Origin of the sequence: Halanaerobium praevalens DSM 2228 (assembly GCF_000165465.1) — a bacterium.
GTDB lineage: Bacteria > Bacillota > Halanaerobiia > Halanaerobiales > Halanaerobiaceae > Halanaerobium > Halanaerobium praevalens.
The window spans coordinates 33931-54417 of sequence record NC_017455.1 but is presented as its reverse complement, the minus strand read 5'-3'; the positions used below and the strand labels follow the sequence as shown (position 1 = coordinate 54417).

Sequence of the window (20487 nt, the reverse complement as noted above, 5' to 3'; positions counted from 1 at the left end):
ATAGCATGTTTAAAATAAAATAGGGGGTTAAATTGATGGATATTACTTATAATGAGTGGAATATGGGATATATTTATCTTCAGGATAATTATTGCTGTGATGAGGGTGAAACTGCATTCAAAAGAATAAACTCTACTTTAACAGCAGATAATAAGCTCAGCGAACAGTTAAATAAACTTAATTGGGCTGACAAAAAATATGTTGAAGCAAAAAATAAAGATTTTATAGAAGAATTTCAGAATGATCTTGCTGATGATTTATCTATAAAAGGAATAGAATTTGAGATGAAGTCAAAAAAATTCAAAAAATTAATAGATAGTTATCAAATAAAAAGTTTTAAGTTTAGAGACAATCAGTATTATTGTATCTGTTTTGCTCCTGAAGCAGAAATTTTTGAACCTAAAAATTATATTTATGCTTTTTCAGAAGAGGAAAATTCTTTCGCTATTTTTAAACTGAAAGCAGAAAATAACTATAACATTGCATTTTTTAAAGCCCTAATTTTCAGCGAAGAGTCATCTTATAATATTGATTATTTTAAAACTTTAAATAGATTTTAATTAATAAATTAGATTTAAGGAGTAGGTTAAAAGGAGTGGATTAAATGGAAAATTATAAAATTAATTTTAATTCTTTTATCGAGAGAAATCCCAGACACCAAAAATTTAGAGACAATCAAATAGCTAAAAAAATATATAATCTTTTAGCAGCAGGTGAAAATATCTATAGAATGATGGTCTTTAGTGAGTTAGAAATACCAGCTTTAGCTGCTTCTATTTCTGAAATAGAAAGTATCTATGGAGACCAGGAGCTATTTAATCTTAATCATAGCTTCTCTAAACAAACTATGGGGGTCATGGTTAAAGATATACTCAGAACTTTTGGCTATGATAATATTAAAAGCAAAGATATACCAAAAGGATTATCTCAATATGTAAATACAGCAGCCGTTTATAAAAAGTTAAATCAGCCTAGCAAAAAACTTAAAAGTTCTTTTAAGATAGTAGCTGCTGAATAATTTAGTAAGAGGACTCCTTTTAAAAGAAGTCCTCTCTTTTTTGATATAATTAATTTAAAATCAGCAAAAATTAGTGCTAATTAATTTTCTATAAGCTAATAAATAATTTAAAACAAAAAAACCCGCCTCTCGGCAGGTTTCTAAAATGGGCTTTAGCCCTTAATATTCAATGGCGGAGAGACAGGGACTCGAACCCTGACACCTTTCGGCTTCACCGGATTTCAAGTCCGGCCCCTTAGCCAATTCGGACATCTCTCCACTTATGTCACGAATAACATTGTACTACATCTTTTAGTTATTGTCAAGGATAATTCAAAAAATATTTTAATAAAAAGGGATATTCTTTGTTTTCTTGAAATAATAGCTTAAGTAAACTAAATAAGTTAACTTTAAAAAAGAAAGGATGTTAAAAATGAAAATAATTCTATCTCCTAGTAAAACTCAAAATCATAAAAGAAAAAGCACTAAAAAAGGAAAATCTATTATAGCCGAAAAAATGACTCAAAAATTATTTAATTACCTAAAAAGCTTATCCAAAAAAGAATTAGCTACAGAACTTGATATTCAGGGCAACTTATTAGATAGAACTTATGAGCTTTATCAAAATCATAAGTTTTCCGATAAGACAATTCCTGCCTTAGAATGCTATAATGGTGCTGTTTTTAAACAAATAGAACTTGAAAATTTCGAAAAAAAAGAAATTAACTATCTCCAAGAAAAACTAGTTATAATCTCTCCTATGTATGGACCTTTAACAGCTCAGACAGAAATTTGGCCTTATAGGCTAGAAATGAAACTTAAGCCAAATAGAATTAAACTAAAAGAATATTGGCAAGAAATAATGAAAAATTATTTTGCCAAAACTGACTTAATTATTAATTTAGCCTCAAATGAATATAGTAAAGTCGTTAAAGATAATTATCAGGGGAAAATAATCAACTTTTATTTTAAAGAAGAAAAAGAAGATGGCAGCTTAAAAACAGTTGGTTATTATGTTAAACAAAATAGAGGTAAATTACTAAATAAGCTAATAAAAAATCAAGTTCAAAGCTTAAAAGAAATTAAAGAATTAAATGTTAATGGTTATCAGTTTGAGCCCAAAGAATCAGATGCAAATAATTATAAATTTATCAAAGCTTATAAATAAACTATAATTTTATAATTGGAGATAACCTAAATTCTCTAAAACTAAAAAAATCCCTGTCTAGAAGTAAAATAACTCAGACAGGGAAGCTCAAATTTAAATTATATTGAATAAATATTTATTATTTATTATTTGTTAAAAAAATTAAACAAGATTTTGCGGCTTAGCTGCTAACCAATTTTCTATATTTTCAAAAACAATTTCAGCTCTTTTTAAAAATGCTTCTTCTGTAGCAAAGGCTAAATGAGGAGTCAAAATTGTATTTTTGGCCTTTAAAAGGGGATGACTCTTTGGAATTGGAGGTTCCATTTCAAAAACATCGATCCCAGCTCCACCAATTTCTCCATTATTTAAGGCCTTAGCTAAGTCCTGGCTATTAACAACTGGGCCACGAGCTGTATTAATCAAGATTGCACTTTTTTTCATTAAGGCAAGTTCTTCGCTTGTAATTAAATTTTGAGTTGTTTCTTTTAGAGGAACATGCAGACTAACAATGTCACTTTTCTGCATTAATTTTTCTAATTCCAAATATTCTACCTCAAAATCTGCTTCAAAATTATACTCTTTATGTTTATCAACTAAAATTTTACAGCCAAAAGAATTAGCAACTTGAGCAACTTTTTGACCAATAGCACCAAAACCAACTATTCCAAAATTTTTACCAGCTAATTCAGTGCCAATTAAACTAGCTTTCGTTTTAGAATTTCGAACAAAAGCATCTGCTTTTTTAATTTTTCTCATTAAATCAATTACTAATCCAAAAACTAATTCTGTCACAGCTTGGTTTGCATAACCAGCAGCATTAGCAACTAAAATTTCATTTTTACGACAAGCCTCTATTGCTAAGTGATCAAAACCAGTAAAAGCAACAGAAATAAACTTTAACTTGGGGCAAGCATTAATTACCTCAGCTGATAATGGCTGGTTAGCTATAACTAGAATATCAGCTACTTCTGCTCTTTTGATCATTTCTGCTTCAGTTTCGGCTCGCTTAGAATAAGCAATTAACTGATGACCTTCAAGCTCCATTTTTTTTCTGTACTCTTCTATTTTCGCCATAGAAATATTAAGTGGCTCAATTATCACAATCTTCATTTTCATTCCCCCAAAATTAGAATTTACTTAAACTCTAAGCATTTTTTTCTGCTTTGATTTTTTCATAAGCATCATTAATTTTTTTAAACTCTTGTTCAGCAAAATCAACAAATTCTTCTGGTAATCCTTTACCTATTACATTATCTGGATGAAATTCTTTAGCCTTTTTTCGATATTGACGCTTAACTTCTTTAAAGTCTGCCTGAGGAGAGCACTCTAAAATCTTATAGTAATTATCTAAATCAGCACTCTCAAAATATTGAGATCTAATACTTTGATATTGACTTTCATTTAATCCAAATATTCTTTGAGCTTTTTTAATATATTCTTTTTCTTTATGATGAAAATCATTATCTGCTGCAGCAATTCTAAATAATAAATCAAACATTCCTAAAACCAAAGTTTGTTCATTTTTAAAATTATTATAAAATTGTTGGGCATACTCTTCAAAACTATTATTTTTTCTTTTAGCCTCATCAAAAACTTTAATTGCTAATTGACGGGCTTCTCCCCTTAATTTAAGTTCATTTTTAATAAAATTATCAATAGTTTTAACTTCTGCCCGATTAACTGTACCATCAGCTTGAGCAAATTTTGCTAACATAGAAAATATGCTAGTAAAAAATATAGTCTGCTTTTTTTCCTGCTGATTTAAATTAGTTCTTTGTCTCGCTCTAGTTCCACTAACTCTTGTCTGACTATAATTTGAACTACTCTGATCAAAATGATTACCAATCGCAGCTCCAATTACAGCTCCTAAAGGGCCACCAAAAGATAAACCAATTGTGCCTCCCAAAAGTTTTCCCATCCATGCCATAATTTTTACCTCCAATTAAAGATTAAACTTTAAATATTTTAAAAAACAAAAAATAATTAAAAACTAGCTTTTCACTTTATAACCAATTTTAAATAAATAAGTAACTACTACTAATAAAAGAGCAGCCAAACTAGCCATAATCAAAGCGGAAAAAGCAGGTGCTATATCGGATTGACCAATAAAAGAATAGCGAACTGCATCTACCATATAAAAAACCGGATTAAATAAAGATACTGTGCTCCAAATTCCTGGTAAACCTTTAACAGAATAAAAAACACCACTTAAAAAGGTTAAAGGAGTAATAAAAAAGTTAGAAAAAATAGAAACATGGTCAAATTTTTCAGCCCATAAGCCAGCAATTATTCCAAAAAGAGAAAAAATTGCAGAAACTAAAATAGCAAAAAAGAGAGCCAAAAAAGGATGAGCAACTGCTCCTCCATAAAAGAAAGTAGCCACTAAATAAGTTACACTTCCTACCAAAATTCCTCTAACCATTCCTCCAATCATAAAACCTAAAGTTAGTTCAATATGAGAAAAAGGGGCCAGCAAAAAGTCAATAATAATCCCATTATATTTAGCTCCAATCAAAGAAGAAGAAGTGTTAGCAAATGAATTTTGAATTAAACTCATCATAATTAAACCAGGCACTATAAAATCAATATAAGGAATGGCATATCTTGCTACCTCTCTATTTTGAAAAGAATAAGAAAATATAATTAAATACAAACCAGTAGAAATCAAAGGTGCAAAAATAGTCTGAATAGCAACTTTAGAAAAACGAGAAATTTCTCTCTTAACTAAACTTAAAAAAGTAATATTATTCATCAGTCTCACCACCCAAATTAGTCAGCTTAATAAAGACATCTTCTAATTTTGCACTTTCAATATTTAAATCTACAATTTCTAGCTTCAAATTATTAATTTTAGTCATTATTTGATCTAGATCTTTTTTAGCAGCCTCAATTATAAGCTCTTTTTCTGTTTTGTTTAACTCAAATTGAAATTCTGCTAACTCATTTTCTATATTCGAAGCCAAATTTTTAAATTGAATCTTAATTAATTTTTTATCTATTGAATTAATTAGATTTTCTTTACTATCTATCTTAATAATTTTCCCCTGATCCATAATTGCAATTCGATCACAAAGTGCTTCTGCTTCTTCTAAATAATGAGTTGTCAAAATAATTGTTTTTCCTTTTTGATTAAGATCAATGACATAGTCCCACAAACTATTTCTTAACTCAACATCCACTCCAGCAGTTGGCTCATCTAAAACAATTATTTCAGGATCATGGACCAAAGCTTTAGCAATCAGCAATCTTCTTTTCATCCCACCTGATAGTTCACGGGGGCCAATTTCTGCCTTATCTTTTAAACTCAAAGCTCTTAATAACTCATCTATTTTAGCCGAATTATCCTTAATCCCAAAATAGCCAGAATGCATTTCTAATGTTTCTCTAACTGTAAAATAAGGATCAAAGGTTATTTCTTGGGGAACAATTCCCAAAGATTTTTTAGTTTTTCTGTAATCACTAATAATATCTTTTCCCAAAACAGTGACCTGTCCTGAATCTTTTTTAACTAAACCACCTAAAATTCCAATTAAAGTACTCTTACCAGCTCCATTAGGACCTAATAAGCCAAAAAATTCACCTTGTTTGATCTCCAAATCTATATCTGCTAAAGCCTGCAAATCACCATAACTCTTATTTACATTTTCAATTTTGATTGCTCTACTCATTTTTTCCTCCTTCAAAACTCGACTAAACTAAAACTAAGCTGCTTTTCTCATATTAGCCATTGCATCTTTAATAGCAATAGTTAACCAAAAAAGCATAATCAAAAAAGAAGTCAATTCTGCGATTGGAAAACCAAACCACACTGCATCTAAACCAAAAAATTCTCCTAAAAGATACATTCCTGGAACTAAAAACACAGCCTGCCTTAAAAAAGTCAAAATAAAACTAGGCATTCCCCGACCAATTGCCTGGAAAGTAGCCACTCCAACTATATTTAAAACTAAAAAGAAATATGACAAACTAACTTTTCTAAAAGCATCAATTCCAATTCTTAATAACTTAGGATCACTATTAAATAAGCTAATAATTGCTTCCGGAAATAATTGGAAAATAACAAAGCCAAAAACCCCAAAACTTAAAGCAACTGCATTTCCTACTAAAATAGTTTTTTTCATTCGTTCAGGATTATTATGACCATAATTATAACCAACTATTGGCAAATAACCTTGAGTTAAACCAAAAACCATCATTAAAAAGAAAGACTGCATTCTAAAAATTAAACCCATTACAGCTATAGCAGTTGAATTAAAAGCACCTAAAATTAAATTAATAAAAACAATTGCCATACTAAATAATAATCTATTTGCCATTGCTGGAATTCCAACATTATATATTTCTTTTATAATTTGAAAATCAAATTTAAAATCTTTTAATTTTAAGGTTAACTCATTTTTATCACTAAATAAAATAAAACTAATAAAAATACCACCAATAATCCGCGAAAAAACAGTTGCATAAGCAGCACCAGCTACTCCAAGTTGAGGAAAAGGACCTAAACCAAAAATTAAAAATGGATCCAGAATCATATTTAAGACTCCACCAATAACCATTGTTAACATTGGCAAAAAAGTATTACCTTCACCTCTTAATGTATAATTAAAAATTGCTGGTAAAAAGATTGCAATTGAGCCTGTTAAAATTATATTTATATACTGATAACCTAAATCTATCAAAACAGGATCATCAGTAAATAGGCGCACAATATCCTCTGAAAAAAAGATTCCGACTAATCCACCTAAAATTCCATAAATAATGGCAATAAAAAAGACGTGTTCTGCCACATTATTAGCTCGACATTTATTTCCCTCTCCTAATAATCTAGAAATTAAAGAACTAGTTCCAACTCCAGTTCCAACTCCAATTGCAATTAAAAACATCTGCACTGGAAATGAAATTGATAAAGCTGATAAAGCATCTGTACTTAAACGACCTACATAAATACTATCTACAATATTATAAAGTGCTTGGATAAGCATTCCTGCAATAGCAGGTGCAGATAATTTAAAAAGTAACTTTAAAATAGGTTCTTCACCCATTCTACTTGATTTTGACTTAACTTCCATTTTAACCCTCCAATAATCATTAAATATTTATTATCCTAACTAATAGGATAGTCAAATTAGAGCCAGAAGTCAACCAAAAAGATTACAGTCTTAAAGATTTAAGCTTAAATAATTAACTAAAACGAAAATTTTTTAATTAAAAATAAATTTGTTTTCGTTTTTATAATAAATAATATAGTTAATAATAAATTTAAAAGCCTACCAATTAAGGTAGACTTTGTTAACATCTTATTTTGATATTAATTTTTTAATCACTAATATCTAATTCTATTATTTCTTCATTTTCTAATAGTTTGTTTGCTGCTTGTAATAATTTCTCTTTATCTCCACTTTCTAGCTTATATTTAACTATTATTTCATTTTCACTTTCACTTAGCTTCCGAAAATCTCTTTTAATCTGCATACCTCTAATTCGAAGCTGATCTGTATTTAAAATATTACTGATTTTACTTAAAATTTCATTTTCATTTTTTAGTCTAAATTTTAAACGCCTATATTTATTTGAGTTTTTATTAAACTCTATACTATTTAGCAAATACAAACTGACTATGACAAATAAAGTAGTTAAAACAGCTAAAAAATAAAAATTACCACCAATTGCTAAACCAATTGCTGCTGTTGCCCAGAGGCTGGCTGCAGTAGTTAAACCTTTAACTGAAAATCCTTCTTTAATTATTGTCCCTGCTCCTAAAAAACCAACTCCACTAACTACTTGAGCTGCTATTCGACCTGCATCATTTTCGACATGAATATTATGCATTGCCAGCGAAATCATCATAATTATTGTTGCTCCAGTCCCAACTAAAACATGAGTTCTTAAACCTGCAGGTCGATCATGCTGTTCTCTTTCAAAGCCAATTAAGCCGCTTAAAAACAAAGCCAAAATTAAGTTGATTATTATATTCTTTTCTGAAACCATTCTATCACCCTTTAGTTAATCAAATTCTAAGATTAATTAGCCTTAGTTTCTATCTAAACTTAAGAACAGCTAAACTAAAATTATTTTAGCTTGATTTTCTAATTAAAATAAATTAGGTAAAAACATTACAATTCCTGGAACATAAGTTACTACAAGTAAAGCTACGATTAAGGCTAAAATAAAAGGATAGACCTCTTTGACAAAATCACTAATTTCTACTCCAGTTATACTACAAGAAGTAAACATCATTGAGCCAAAAGGTGGAGTAATCCCTCCAATCATAATATTAACAATAGCAATTGCTCCAAAATGAACTGGATCAACACCTAAACCAGTTACTACTGGTACTAATAAAGGTGCTAAAATTATTAAAGCTGCTCCACCTTCTAAAAACATACCTAAAATAAGTAATAATAAATTAACCATTAAAAGCATTAAAATTTTGCTATTTGTAGCACTAAGTAAAGCTGCAGATAAAGCTTGAGGAATCATTTCCCAAGTCATATAATAACCAAAAATAGAAGCTGCAATAATAATAAACATGACTGTACTTGTACTATAAATTGTATCTTTTAAAATTAAAGGTAAATGCTTTAATTCTAATTCTTTATAAACGAAAATTCCAACTAAAGTACAAAATAAAACAGCTATAGCTCCACCTTCAGTTGGGGTAAACATCCCTGCTCTTAAACCTAAAATTATTCCAAAAGGTAAAAAAAGTGCCCAAATTGATTTTCTAGCTTGGGTAAATATTTCTTTTAAACTTGCTCTCTTTGCTCGCGAAGGAGCATAATTTCTTTTTTTAGCAATAATTGAAACTGTAACCATTAAAGTTAAACCCATAATAATAGCTGGAGCATAGCCAGCCAAAAACATTTTTCCAACAGAAACTTGAGCAATTAAAGCATAAATTATTAAATCAATTCCTGGTGGAATTACAGGTGCCACAGAAGATGAAGCAGCTGTAACTGCTGTTGAAAAAGCTCGACTATAGCCTCTTTTTTCCATTTCTGGCACTAAAATTTTACACTGCATAGCAGCATCAGCATTAGCAGAACCAGAAATTCCACCCATTAATAAACTCAAAACTATATTAACTTGAGCTAGTCCCCCAGTCAAGTGTCCTGTTAACACATCAGCCATTTTCATTAAACTAGCACTAATTCCAGAGTAATTCATAATCGAACCAGCCATAATAAAAAATGGAATTGCTAACATCGGAAAAGAAGCTGAGCTAGAAACAAATCTCTGCAAAATCAAATCTGGTGGCATGCCAACATTAATAAAGGAAAAATAAGATAAAGCCGCAGCTATTAAAGCAAAAGCAATCGGTATACCAGTAAAATATAAAATAAAGGCTATAATAACGGGAACAAAAGCCATAAAATCACTCCTTTTTTAGTTATTGTTTTCCTTGACCATTAATTTTAAATTCTTAATAAAATACCTTAGAGCATGAAAAGTCATTAAAGCAAAAGCAACTAATACTGCCGAATTTACATAAGCAGAAGAAACACCCAAAACTGGAGTTGGCTTTCCAATTGAAAAACTGACAAAAATAACAGCTAAATAAGTAATATAACCATTAATTAAAATCATAAAGAAATTAATAATCATTTTACTTAAAGGTTTTAAATTTTCAGGAACTATTCTAGTTAAAAGATCTATACCAATATGTATCCTCTGTTTATAAGCAGCACTAGCACCTAAAAAAACACTCCAAACAAAACAATAAGTAGCTACTTCTTCTGTCCAAAAAATGCCCATATTTAATAAATATCTCATAATAACATTCATAATTACTAAAATTACTGTAATCAAAATAAAAGAAGCGCTCAAAATTTCTTCTAATTTCCCTAAAATCTTCATTCTACTTTCCTCCTTTGCCTTCTAATAGAATTAAATTGCCCTAACATGATTTATTGTTAGGACAATTTAAGTTTAAGCTATTTACTTAAGCTTTATTTATTTTCTAAATCTTCTCTAATTATTTCTAATTCACTTTGGAGTCTCTGATAAATATCAGGACTGAAACCAGGGAATTCATCATAGATATGCTCAGTTGCTTCAACAAAAGCTTCTCGATCAACACTATTGAACTTAACTCCATTAGCTTCTAATTCAGATACAACTTCTGCATGACTATTTTTTAGTCTATTTACTAACTCTAAAGAACCTTTATCAAATTCTTCTTGGACAATTGTTCTGTACTCTGCAGGCATTTCATCCCATACATCAGCTGAAATATAAATACCTAAAGTTCCCAAGAAATGACGAGTTGTAGCTACATTTTTCTTAATTTCATAAATTCCATCTGCTAAATTTGTAAATTCTGTACCCTCTATTCCATCTACTACTCCCTGTTGTAAAGCAGAAATAGTTTCTCCCCATGGTAAAGGAGTGGAATTAGCTCCCATTGCATTTAAAGTATCAATAAATAACTGACTTCCTGGAACTCTAAGCTTTATTCCTTCTAAATCTTCAGGAGTTCTAATTACCTGATCAGTAATTAAATTTCTAAAACCAAAGATATAATCTAAAGATAAGATTTTAATATTATGCTCTTCTTCAGCTTCTTTTTTAAGATCCTGAACTAATTCAGTTTTAGTCATTGCTAAATATTCATCATAACTGTCATAAAGCATTGGTCCCACTAAAGCAGTAAAATCAGGTACATAATCTCCAATATAAGTAGGATCTTCTGCTGAAATAAAATTGGCTCCTCTTATTACCTGTTCAACACCATCTTTATAAGAAGCTATCTGGTTATTTGGAAAAACAATAATATTTACATCACCATCAGTTTTTTCTTTAATTCTCTCAGTTACATTTTCAATAACTATTGATAAATCTTCATCTGGATGAAAAACATGGCTTAAGCGAATAGTAATATCATAATCATCAGCAGCTAAAGCAGTTCCACCAAAAATCACAGTTCCTAGAATTAAAAGCACAGCTAAAGTTAAAGTAATTTTTTTCATTTTTTTATCCCCCTTATTTTTTTAAAAAAACTTAAATAAAAATTAATTATTAAGAATATTTTTTAACTGATCTGGATAATCTGTAATAATCCCATCAACTCCATATTCTTTCATTTTGATAAAATCTTCTTTTTTGTTTAAAGTATAAGGAAAAACTTGATAACCATTTACCTGAATTTCTTTTACATTTTCAGAGTTTAAAGTTGTAAAAGCTGGGTTTAAAGATTTCACTGAAAAATCTAAAGAATTAGCATATTTTTCTGGTTGATATAGATTTGACTCATATAATAAGCCTAAATCAACTGTGGGAGCTAATTCTGCAAAATTCTTTAAAGAATAGTGATTAAAAGAAGAAATCAGAACTTTGTTTTCTAAGTTAAATTCTTTTAGTTTAGCCAAAACTATTTTTTCTAAATTTTTATAAAAAATTATATTATTTTTTAATTCTAAATTAAGAAATAAGTTATGCTTTTTAACTAAAGCTAATAATTGGTCCAATTTAGGTATTTTTTGAACTTCATAGTTATCGTTTTTATTTTTTAATAACTCAAACTTACTTAATTCTTGGTAACTATAATCAGCTAATAAGCCTTTAGCATCTGTTAAATTATCTAATTTTTCGTCATGGAAAATAACTGGTACTTGATCCTTAGTTAACTGAACATCAGCTTCAAAACCATCACACCCCATTTCTATTGCTTTAGTAAAGGCAAGCATAGAATTTTCTGGATAGTTACCACTAGCCCCTTTATGAGCAATATTTAATATTTTTTTCAATTTTTCACCTCCCATCTTTTTAAAATAAAAAATCCTATCTGTATAATTTGGGCATAAATATCCCAGAGACTATTTAAAGTTTCTAAACAGCCTTTAATTATACAAATAGGATTTCTCTAAATTCACCTATTTAACTATTTAATTTAATAATTCAAAGTAATTTAACAATTATTATTATAATCTTTTTTGGGATAAAAGTCAAATAATTTTTTAAATTTTAAAAATATTACAATATATTTATTAACAAAATATTTTAATTTAATAATTTCTATAAGTCCATAATTTTTTATTACTAGTAGAAATAGCAATTGCCTTTGCAGCTAAAATATCATCAATATCTTTAGTTTTTTCGATCATTCCACCTGCAATTAAAGGTTGATTAATCCTTCTTCTCAGCTTTTTCGCAATCCGGGGATAAACAAGTCCAGGTAAAACCTCTATAAAGTCTGGTTGAGCATCATTTACAATTCTCAAAGCTTTTTCAAAAGCGGATGAATCTAAAATAAACAATCTTTGGACAGCAATTAAATTATGTTTTTTAGCAGCTTTAATCAAATAGCCTTTAGTTGAAACAATACCATCAATTCCTGTTTTTTGAGCTAAATATTTAATTCCATATTCATCTCGACTTAGCCCCTTAAATAAATCTACATGTAATAAAACAAGGAGATCTTTGGCAACTGCTAAGTCGATCATTTTTTCCAAATAAAAAATATCAGTATATAAAATTAAAATAACATTTATTTTTTCAGGTACCTTTTGAATATCACTAATACTTTTAACTGCAGCAATTACAGGACTCTGATTTAAAATTTTTGCTAAATATGACACTTTAACACCTCATCTAATTAAGTAACTTAAATTTATTTGGCTAATTATTATTTTCTACAATTATTCGCATTTTCCTTTATTTTTCTAATAATTTGCTCAAAAAAAGCCTACCAATTAAGGTAGACTTTGTTAACATCTTATTTTAATATTAATTTTTTAATCACTAATATCTAATTCTATTATTTCTTCATTTTCTAATAGTTTGTTTGCTGCTTGTAATAATTTCTCTTTATCTCTACTTTCTAGTTTATATTTAACTATTATTTCATTTTCACTTTCACTTAGCTTCCGAAAATCTCTTTTAATCTGCATACCTCTAATCCGAAGCTGATCTGTGTTTAAAATATTACTGATTTTACTTAAAATTTCATTTTCATTTTTTAGTCTAAATTTTAAACGTCTATATTTTTTTGAGTTTTTATTAAACTCTATACTATTTAGCAAATACAAGCTGACTATGACAAACAAAGTAGTTAAAACAGCTAAAAAATAATAATTAGCTCCAATTGCTAAACCAATTGCTGCTGTTGCCCAGAGGCTGGCTGCAGTAGTTAAACCTTTAACTGAAAATCCTTCTTTAATTATTGTCCCTGCTCCTAAAAAACCAACTCCACTAACTACCTGAGCTGCTATTCGACCTGCATCATTTTCGACATTAATCTCATGCATTGCCAGCGAAATCATCATAATTATTGTTGCTCCAGTCCCAACTAAAACATGAGTTCTTAAACCTGCAGGTCTCTCATGCTGTTCTCTTTCAAAGCCAATTAAACCACTTAAAAACAAAGCCAAAATTAAGTTGATTATTATATTCTTTTCTGAAACTACTGCAATCACCCCTTTTTAATTATTTTTTTCCGAAATTTTCTTTCTATCTTTAAGATAACGGATAATTGGTGGTATTAAAGCTATAACTGAAAGACTAATTAAAATTATAGAAATTGGGTTACTAAAAAAGATTCCCCATTCTCCTCCAGATAAAAGCATTGATCTAGTAAATCCTTCTTCTGCTATTGGTCCTAAAATTAAAGCTAAAACAATTGGACTTGAAGAAAAACCAAGGAAATTAAATAAAAATCCTAAAAGACCAAAACCAAACATCAACCAAACATCAAAAATACTATTTTGAATTGAAAAAGAACCAATAACACTTAAGACTAAAATAATAGGTACTAATATTTTATTTGAAACATTTGTTACCCTCGCAAAATATTTAGCACCTGCTAAACCAATAACTAACATAAAAATATTACTTATAAATAAGGAAACAATAAAAGCATAAGTTATATCACCATATAGAGTAAAAAGATCTGGACCAGGAATTAAACCTTGAATCATTAATCCACCTAATAAAACAGCTGCAACTGAATTACCAGGAATTCCTAAAGTAAGTAAAGGAATCAAAGAACCACCTGTTACACCATTGTTAGCGGACTCTGTAGCAGCTACCCCTTTAGGTTCTCCTTCTCCAAATATATCTGTTTTTTTGCCTGAGCGTTTAGCCTCATTATAACTAATAAAAGAAGCAATTGTTGAACCAGCTCCAGGTAAGATACCAATTACTGTTCCCATCCCTGAGCCTTTTAAAATAGTTGGTAATAATCTCTTAAACTCTTTAAAATTAGGCATTACTCTACCTATTTTAACTTTATCAGTAGAATTAGAAATTGTACCACCTTTACGAATTAATTTCAAAACCTGACTAACAGAAAATAACCCTATCATAGCTGGCATAAAAGGAATCCCACTTAAAAGATTAACATTGCCAAAAGTAAAGCGAGGAAAAGCACTAATTGGATCCATCCCCACTGTTGCAATTAAAAGTCCAAAAACTCCACTTAAAAGTCCCTTTAGTAATGAATCAGTTGATAAAGTTACTATTGTAGTTAAACCTAAAACAGCTAAAAAGAAATACTCTGAAGGGCCAAATTTTAAGGCAAATTGAACTAACCAGGTAGAAATAAATAATAAAGCAACTGCACTAGTAATTCCTCCGAAAAAAGAACTAATAGTTGCTATTCCTAAAGCTTGACCAGCTTCTCCTTTTTGGGCCATTGGATGACCATCAATAGCAGTAGCTGCTGCAGCTGGTGTTCCTGGAGTAGCTAAAAGTATTGAAGAAATAGAACCTCCATAAATACCACCACAATAAACTCCACCTAACATAGCTAAACTTGTAATTGGATTTATACTAAAAGTTACTGGCACTAATAAAGCCACAGCCATTGTTGCTGTTAATCCAGGCAGAGCTCCAACTATAATTCCCGAAACCATCCCTGCCGCAACAGCTAATAAATTGATAGGCATTAATAAAACCGAAAAAGCATTAAATACCATTCCAAACATTTATCTCAACTCCTTTTTAGAAAAATATCCCCTTTGGGGTGGGAACTGTTAAAAAGACTCTAAAAATCAAAAAAACAAAAGCAGAAGTAAATAATGGTACAAATATTTTCACCATTAAATTATTTACTTTTAGCAGGGTAAATAAAACAAACATAAAACAATAAGTTGTCACAAAAAAGCCTAAATAATTCATTAAATATATATAAGCAATAGTTGCAAGTACAGTAATTAACACTCTTTTTTTACCTTCTTGATCAATTGTAACTACCTCAGCTTTTTCAATAACCTCTTTAACTTCACCTGTTTTTTGATCTACTTCTTGTTCTATATGCTTATAATTATCCTTATTAAAAGTTTTTAGCAAAAGCAGCAAAGAAAGAATTGCTAAAACATAAATGATGTAAGTAGGAAAAATTTGTGCCATTTCTGAAAAGGATCTACTCCCATAATAAGCTAAGCCTGATAAAACAAGCATAAAGATAGCAACTATTCTATCTCTTTTCCACATTTCCATTTAAATTCACCTCTTAGTTTCTAATTTTATAATAATTACTAATTAAAATAATTATATTTTTTAAGCAAAGAAAAAGCCGGGACTAATTCCCGACTTTAAATTTAAAATTTAATTCCAAGGATTAGCTTCCCACATTTTGCTGTATTTAGCATTCATTTCTGCTAAATAAGCTTGATATTCAGCTTGAGGCATATAATCCATAATTAAATTAAGATTTTCAGCTTCTCTTAAAAAATCTTCATCTTTTACAATTTTTGCACAAACTGCAGCTAATTTTTCAATCTGAGCTTGGTCCATTCCTTTAGGAGCTGCTATTCCTCTTGAAGAACCAGAAACAACTTCATAACCTGCTTCAATAAAGGTTGGTGCCTCTGGATAATAACTGCTTCTTTTCTTAGCCATTACTGCTAATACTTTTAAATCACCAGCATCAACTAATGATTTAACCTGACTTGCATTCATTAAGGCAGCATCTACATGTTTACCTAATAATTGACTTTTTTGTTCTGAAGAACCATTAAATGGAATCATAGTCAATTTAACATTTGTCTCATCCATAATATTTAAACCGGCTAAATGGTCATCTCCACCAGGAGCTCCACTTGCAGTACTAATCTTATTTGCTTGAGCATACTGAATAAATTCAGCTAAATTTGCAAACTGATCATCATTTCTAACAACTAAAACACCAGGATCTGTAACAATATTTGCAATGGGAACAAAACTATCTAAACTAAAATTAGTCTTTCTCATAATTGGTGGTGTAACAACATGAGGTGTGTTTAGAAAACCAATTGTATAACCATCTGTTTTGGCCATAGCTAATTGAGTAAATCCAACTTCCCCACTTCCACCTGGTTTATTAACAACTACTAAAGACTGATCGGTATATCTTTTAAAATATTTTGCTATTGTTCTAGCAGCTGTATCTGTTCCTCCACCAGCACTAAAAGCAACAATCATCTGCACTGGTTTTTCTGGATAAGCTGCAGCTGCATTACTAATAGTTAAACTAAAAAACATTGCTAAGATTAATAAAATTAATAGAACTTTTTTCATTTTAAATTCCTCCCTTTTTTTATTCAACTATAACTAATGCAATTTTTATTCCTAACTTAACTAAAGTATAATTAAAAGATAACAAATTATTTATTTAAGCTTGAAGCCTATTTTAACAGCCCTTAATCTCATTTAATTAATAAAAAAAAGGAAACCACTCAAAACTGGTTTCCTTAATTGAAATAAATTATTTTCTTAAAATGTATAATTTTTTTTATTTTGCACACCAAAATGTAAAGCTTTCTCAGCTGAAATTAGGCTTCTTCTAAACCATATTTTTGCAGCCAGTTATAAAGAGTCCTTCTCGAGATTGCCAAAATTTTAGCTGCTTCTGTTTTATTCCCTTTTGCTATTTTTAAAGCCTCAATTAATTTCTCTTTTTCTGTTAAACCAGATTTAGCAGCCTCTAATTTACTCTTTGGCAGCTCATTATAAACAGCTAAAGCAGATATTTTCTCACTTCTGTTTGTAATTATTAAACGCTCTATTACATGTTCTAATTCTCTTACATTCCCTGGCCAATTATGCTGTTTTAAGACATCAATAGCTTCTTGGCTAATTGTTTTCTTTACAATTTTTTCTTTCTCACAAATTTTATCTATAAAAAAATCAACTAATAATTTAATATCTTCTTTTCTGGCTCTTAAAGGAGGCATAAAAATCGGAATCACATTTAAACGATAATAAAGGTCTTCTCTAAATTTATTATTTTTTACCATTTCAGCTAAATTTTGATTAGTAGTTGCAATTACTCTCACATCACTTTTAATTGTCCTATTTTCACCAACTTTTTCAAATTCTTTTTCTTGTAAAACACGTAAAAGTTTTGCCTGAATATCTAAATCAATTTCACTGATTTCATCTAAAAGTATACTACCACCATCTGCTATTTCAAATTTTCCTTTCTTATCACTTATAGCACCTGTAAAAGCTCCTTTACGGTGGCCAAATAACTCTGATTCAATTAAATTCCTACCTAAAGCAGCACAATTAACAGCAACAAACTTTTCGGTAGCTCTCTGACTGTGATAATGTAAAGCTTGAGCTACAAGCTCTTTGCCAGTTCCACTCTCTCCTTGAATTAAAACTGTTGAACTATAATCTGCTGCTAAATCTATTTTTTCAATTAAATCTATAATTGCCTGACTCTGACCAATAATTTTAGGATATTTTTCAGTATAATGAGAAGCAATATTACTTTGATTATCAAATAATAAATTACGAATTTTTAATTTTAACTCTTCATAATCAATTGGTTTAGTTAAAAATTCCGAAGCCCCCATTTTAATTGCCTCAACAGCCATTGGAATACTACCAAAAGCAGTCATAAATATTAATTTTAAATCCAAATTATTTTGCAATAGAAGTTGGTAAAATTCTAAACCATTTAAACCAGGCATTTTAATATCTGAAATAATTAAATCTGGCTTAAATTTCTTAGCTTTCTCAACAGCTTTTAAAGGATCATTAGCAGAGTCAACAAGATAATTTTCAGCTGCCAAAATTGCAGTCAAAACTCGACAGATATTCTTTTTGTCATCAACTATTAGAATTTTTTTCATTTATATCATCCTCAGATAAAGGTAATTGGATCCTAAAAATAGTATTTGCAGTAGAGTTAACTAAAATCTTGCCTTTATGAGCTTCAATTATTTCTTTAGCAATACTTAAACCAATTCCGTTTCCTGCCTTTTTGGTACTAAAAAAGGGATTAAATATTTTATCTAAATCAGCTTTATTTATTCCCTGACCATCATCTGTAATTCTAATTTCGATTAAATCTTGCTTTTTAGTCAGCTCTATTTTAACAAGTCCCTTTTCTTTAATCGCATCTTTGGCGTTTAATAAAATATTTGTAATTACACTTTTTATTTTATTAAGATCAGCTTCGATTAAAATTTCATTTTCTGCAAAATCAAAAACTAATTCAATATTTTTAGCTTTAAACATTGGTTTCAATAAAATTATAATATCTTTAATTAGTTTAGGTAAATTAAATTTTTCAAAAGAATATGATTTAATTCTAGTAAAATTTAAAAATTCATCTAAAAAACTATTCAGAGTAGCTATTTCTTCTTTTATAATATCAAAAAACATTTTATTAGAATTAGAAAAATCACCTTTAATTTTCAAAACCTCTACTGCTCCCGACATTGCTTCTAAGGGGTTCCTTATTTCGTGAGCAAAATAGGCAGACATTTTACCGATAGTTGCCATTTGTGTTTTTTCAATTAATCTTTTACGAATAAGGAGCATTTCTTCGTACATCCAGATAATTGAATTATAAAGTTCTTCTAATTCTGCTGGTGGATTTTGCTTTTTTAATGCTTCAATTTCAAATTTACTGTCTGGAATTTTTCTAACTAAATTAGTTAGTAAAATTACTGGTTTAAGTAAATAACTAGAAGCAAAATTAATAAATATAAATAAAAATACAAAGGATATTCCTAAAATAAAAACTATCATTTTAACAGAATAATTTATTTTTTTATTCATTGAATCTAAAGATAAAACTATAACTGCTCTTCCCATTTCAAGTTCGTTATGCTTAATTTTTTCTATACTCAAAAGTTTATCTGCAAAATAACTTTGTTTGGAATCCGAAAAGTATTTAGCAGCTGCAAATTCTCCTTCTTCTGTTTTATCAATTGAAGCTACAATGCGACCTTTATTATTTAAAATTTTAGCTTCAATTACTCCTTTTTCACCTTTAAAGGAAAGTACATTTTGATTAAGAGCACTAAATTCATAAACAAGGATTGGCTCTCTACTTATTTTAGCTAAAGTACTTGCTAAAAGTCGACCTCTTCTTTCTATTTCTTCTTGAAATATATCTTTTTGTTGAGAAATTAAAATATAGCCAACAAAAACCATGACAAATAAGAAAATAAGCATTATATATATAATTAAACGTTTTTTTAAGGACAAGATAAAAACCTCTTAATTTTTATTTCTATTTATTAAAATAGATACTTAAATTAATCTAAATTTTTCAAATAATCCCTCACTGGATTATATAATTGATCATTACTAATTACAAAACCATCAAATTGCATTGCTTTAAGAGCTTCTAAACCTTTACTATCTGTAGCTAAACTTAAAAAAGCAGCTTTGATTTTAGTTAGTTTTTCTGGATCAAAATTACTAAGCACAGCAATTGAAGAACCAGGCAAATAAAAAGAACGCTCTATAATTTTAATCTGAGACCTAAATTTTTGATTAGCAGCTTCATCTAGAATATACAATTTTATGGCACCAGCAGCAACTGACTGATAAACTACACTTTTTAAAACATTAATATGTTTACCTGTAAAAACAAGCTTGAGATCTTTTTTTAAATCCAAGTTATTATTTTTTAACATAGATAGTGGAATATAATAGCCAGAAGTAGAATCTGCTTCTGCTGTTAAAGCTATTTTTTTATCTTTTAAATCATTTATTGAATTAATTTCAGATTCTTTACTAACTATAAAACCAGCGCGATAATAAGGACTGCCAAATTTAACCCGCATCACTAAAGGAGTTAAATCAATTTTTTTAGCAGCTTCAACATAAAAAAAAGGAGAATAATAACCTAAATCAATTTCACCTGCTTTCATTTTTTCTGTTAACTGCTGATGATTTTTGACCATTACAATTTCTAGAGGATAACCACTTCTTTTAGAAACTTCTGCTGTTATTTGCTTCCAATTACTAAATAATGTTAAAGCTGAATTTTTAGAAGGGATACCTAAACTAACAGTTTCAGCAGCAGCTATTACTCCATAAAGAAAATTGTTTAGTAGCATAAAAAATAATAATAATAGAATAAATCTTAGCTTTTTTTTCATTTGAAACTCCTTTT

The 20487-nt window shown here is 29.0% G+C and carries 21 protein-coding genes and 1 tRNA gene; 3 read left to right on the top strand and 19 right to left on the bottom strand.

The annotated features are described in order from the left end of the window. Positions 1-35: 35 nt before the first annotated feature. Together HPRAE_RS00255 and HPRAE_RS00250 are read left to right on the top strand one after the other, a co-directional pair. Entirely contained in the window at positions 36-560 is a 525-nt protein-coding gene (locus HPRAE_RS00255; RefSeq protein WP_014552240.1) for a hypothetical protein, read from the top strand. Between the two features lie 44 nt (positions 561-604). Then, a complete protein-coding gene (locus HPRAE_RS00250; RefSeq protein WP_014552239.1) occupies positions 605-1018 on the top strand; it encodes a hypothetical protein in 414 nt (137 codons plus the stop codon). 170 nt (positions 1019-1188) lie between these two features. Here HPRAE_RS00250 and HPRAE_RS00245 read toward each other — a convergent pair. Continuing rightward, a tRNA-Ser gene (locus HPRAE_RS00245) sits at positions 1189-1276 on the bottom strand. A gap of 154 nt (positions 1277-1430) precedes the next feature. Here HPRAE_RS00245 and HPRAE_RS00240 point away from each other — a divergent pair. After that, the gene (locus HPRAE_RS00240) at positions 1431-2165 is read left to right on the top strand and encodes a YaaA family protein (protein WP_014552238.1); all 735 of its coding nucleotides are present in this window, start codon (positions 1431-1433) and stop codon (positions 2163-2165) included. 141 nt (positions 2166-2306) lie between these two features. Here the strand turns inward: HPRAE_RS00240 and HPRAE_RS00235 are convergent, their stop codons facing one another. From HPRAE_RS00235 to HPRAE_RS00150, 18 genes are all read right to left on the bottom strand, one after another. Then, positions 2307-3257 (bottom strand): NAD(P)-dependent oxidoreductase, encoded by a 951-nt coding sequence (locus tag HPRAE_RS00235; RefSeq protein WP_014552237.1) that lies wholly within the window; start codon positions 3255-3257, stop codon positions 2307-2309. A 34-nt stretch (positions 3258-3291) separates the two neighbouring features. Further along, positions 3292-4074, bottom strand: a complete 783-nt coding sequence (locus tag HPRAE_RS00230; RefSeq protein WP_014552236.1) for a TerB family tellurite resistance protein — start codon at positions 4072-4074, stop codon at positions 3292-3294. A 63-nt stretch (positions 4075-4137) separates the two neighbouring features. Further along, a complete protein-coding gene (locus tag HPRAE_RS00225; RefSeq protein ID WP_014552235.1) occupies positions 4138-4899 on the bottom strand; it encodes an ABC transporter permease in 762 nt (253 codons plus the stop codon). Further along, positions 4892-5815 carry an ABC transporter ATP-binding protein gene (locus tag HPRAE_RS00220; protein WP_014552234.1) on the bottom strand — a complete coding sequence of 308 codons (924 nt, stop codon included), beginning with the start codon at positions 5813-5815 and terminating at the stop codon, positions 4892-4894. Before HPRAE_RS00220 ends, HPRAE_RS00225 begins: the two co-directional genes overlap by 8 nt. Positions 5816-5848: 33 nt before the next feature. Continuing rightward, positions 5849-7216, bottom strand: a complete 1368-nt coding sequence (locus HPRAE_RS00215; protein WP_014552233.1) for an MATE family efflux transporter — start codon at positions 7214-7216, stop codon at positions 5849-5851. A 247-nt stretch (positions 7217-7463) separates the two neighbouring features. Then, positions 7464-8135: an MgtC/SapB family protein gene (locus HPRAE_RS00210; protein ID WP_014552232.1), complete on the bottom strand. Its 672-nt coding sequence runs from the start codon at positions 8133-8135 to the stop codon at positions 7464-7466. 102 nt (positions 8136-8237) lie between these two features. Then, complete coding sequence (locus HPRAE_RS00205; protein WP_014552231.1) at positions 8238-9518, bottom strand: TRAP transporter large permease; 1281 nt, start codon at positions 9516-9518, stop codon at positions 8238-8240. 15 nt (positions 9519-9533) lie between these two features. Beyond that, positions 9534-10004, bottom strand: coding sequence for a TRAP transporter small permease (locus tag HPRAE_RS00200; protein ID WP_014552230.1), 471 nt, complete (start codon positions 10002-10004; stop codon positions 9534-9536). A 92-nt stretch (positions 10005-10096) separates the two neighbouring features. Further along, the gene (locus HPRAE_RS00195) at positions 10097-11116 is read right to left on the bottom strand and encodes a C4-dicarboxylate TRAP transporter substrate-binding protein (protein ID WP_014552229.1); all 1020 of its coding nucleotides are present in this window, start codon (positions 11114-11116) and stop codon (positions 10097-10099) included. Between the two features lie 42 nt (positions 11117-11158). Next, positions 11159-11893: a glycerophosphodiester phosphodiesterase gene (locus tag HPRAE_RS00190; protein WP_014552228.1), complete on the bottom strand. Its 735-nt coding sequence runs from the start codon at positions 11891-11893 to the stop codon at positions 11159-11161. Between the two features lie 258 nt (positions 11894-12151). Continuing rightward, complete coding sequence (locus HPRAE_RS00185; protein WP_014552227.1) at positions 12152-12724, bottom strand: glycerol-3-phosphate responsive antiterminator; 573 nt, start codon at positions 12722-12724, stop codon at positions 12152-12154. 156 nt (positions 12725-12880) lie between these two features. Beyond that, the gene (locus tag HPRAE_RS00180) at positions 12881-13561 is read right to left on the bottom strand and encodes an MgtC/SapB family protein (protein ID WP_014552226.1); all 681 of its coding nucleotides are present in this window, start codon (positions 13559-13561) and stop codon (positions 12881-12883) included. A gap of 6 nt (positions 13562-13567) precedes the next feature. Next, positions 13568-15070: a tripartite tricarboxylate transporter permease gene (locus HPRAE_RS00175; RefSeq protein ID WP_014552225.1), complete on the bottom strand. Its 1503-nt coding sequence runs from the start codon at positions 15068-15070 to the stop codon at positions 13568-13570. A gap of 16 nt (positions 15071-15086) precedes the next feature. Next, a complete protein-coding gene (locus HPRAE_RS10825) occupies positions 15087-15584 on the bottom strand; it encodes a tripartite tricarboxylate transporter TctB family protein (RefSeq protein WP_014552224.1) in 498 nt (165 codons plus the stop codon). Positions 15585-15692: 108 nt separating this feature from the next. Then, the gene (locus HPRAE_RS00165) at positions 15693-16643 is read right to left on the bottom strand and encodes a tripartite tricarboxylate transporter substrate binding protein (RefSeq protein WP_014552223.1); all 951 of its coding nucleotides are present in this window, start codon (positions 16641-16643) and stop codon (positions 15693-15695) included. Positions 16644-16897: 254 nt separating this feature from the next. After that, positions 16898-18205, bottom strand: coding sequence for a sigma-54-dependent transcriptional regulator (locus tag HPRAE_RS00160; RefSeq protein ID WP_014552222.1), 1308 nt, complete (start codon positions 18203-18205; stop codon positions 16898-16900). After that, positions 18183-19571 carry a sensor histidine kinase gene (locus tag HPRAE_RS00155; protein WP_014552221.1) on the bottom strand — a complete coding sequence of 463 codons (1389 nt, stop codon included), beginning with the start codon at positions 19569-19571 and terminating at the stop codon, positions 18183-18185. Before HPRAE_RS00155 ends, HPRAE_RS00160 begins: the two co-directional genes overlap by 23 nt. Before the next feature lie 50 nt (positions 19572-19621). Beyond that, positions 19622-20473, bottom strand: coding sequence for a phosphate/phosphite/phosphonate ABC transporter substrate-binding protein (locus HPRAE_RS00150; protein ID WP_014552220.1), 852 nt, complete (start codon positions 20471-20473; stop codon positions 19622-19624). Between the last annotated feature and the right edge of the window lie 14 nt (positions 20474-20487).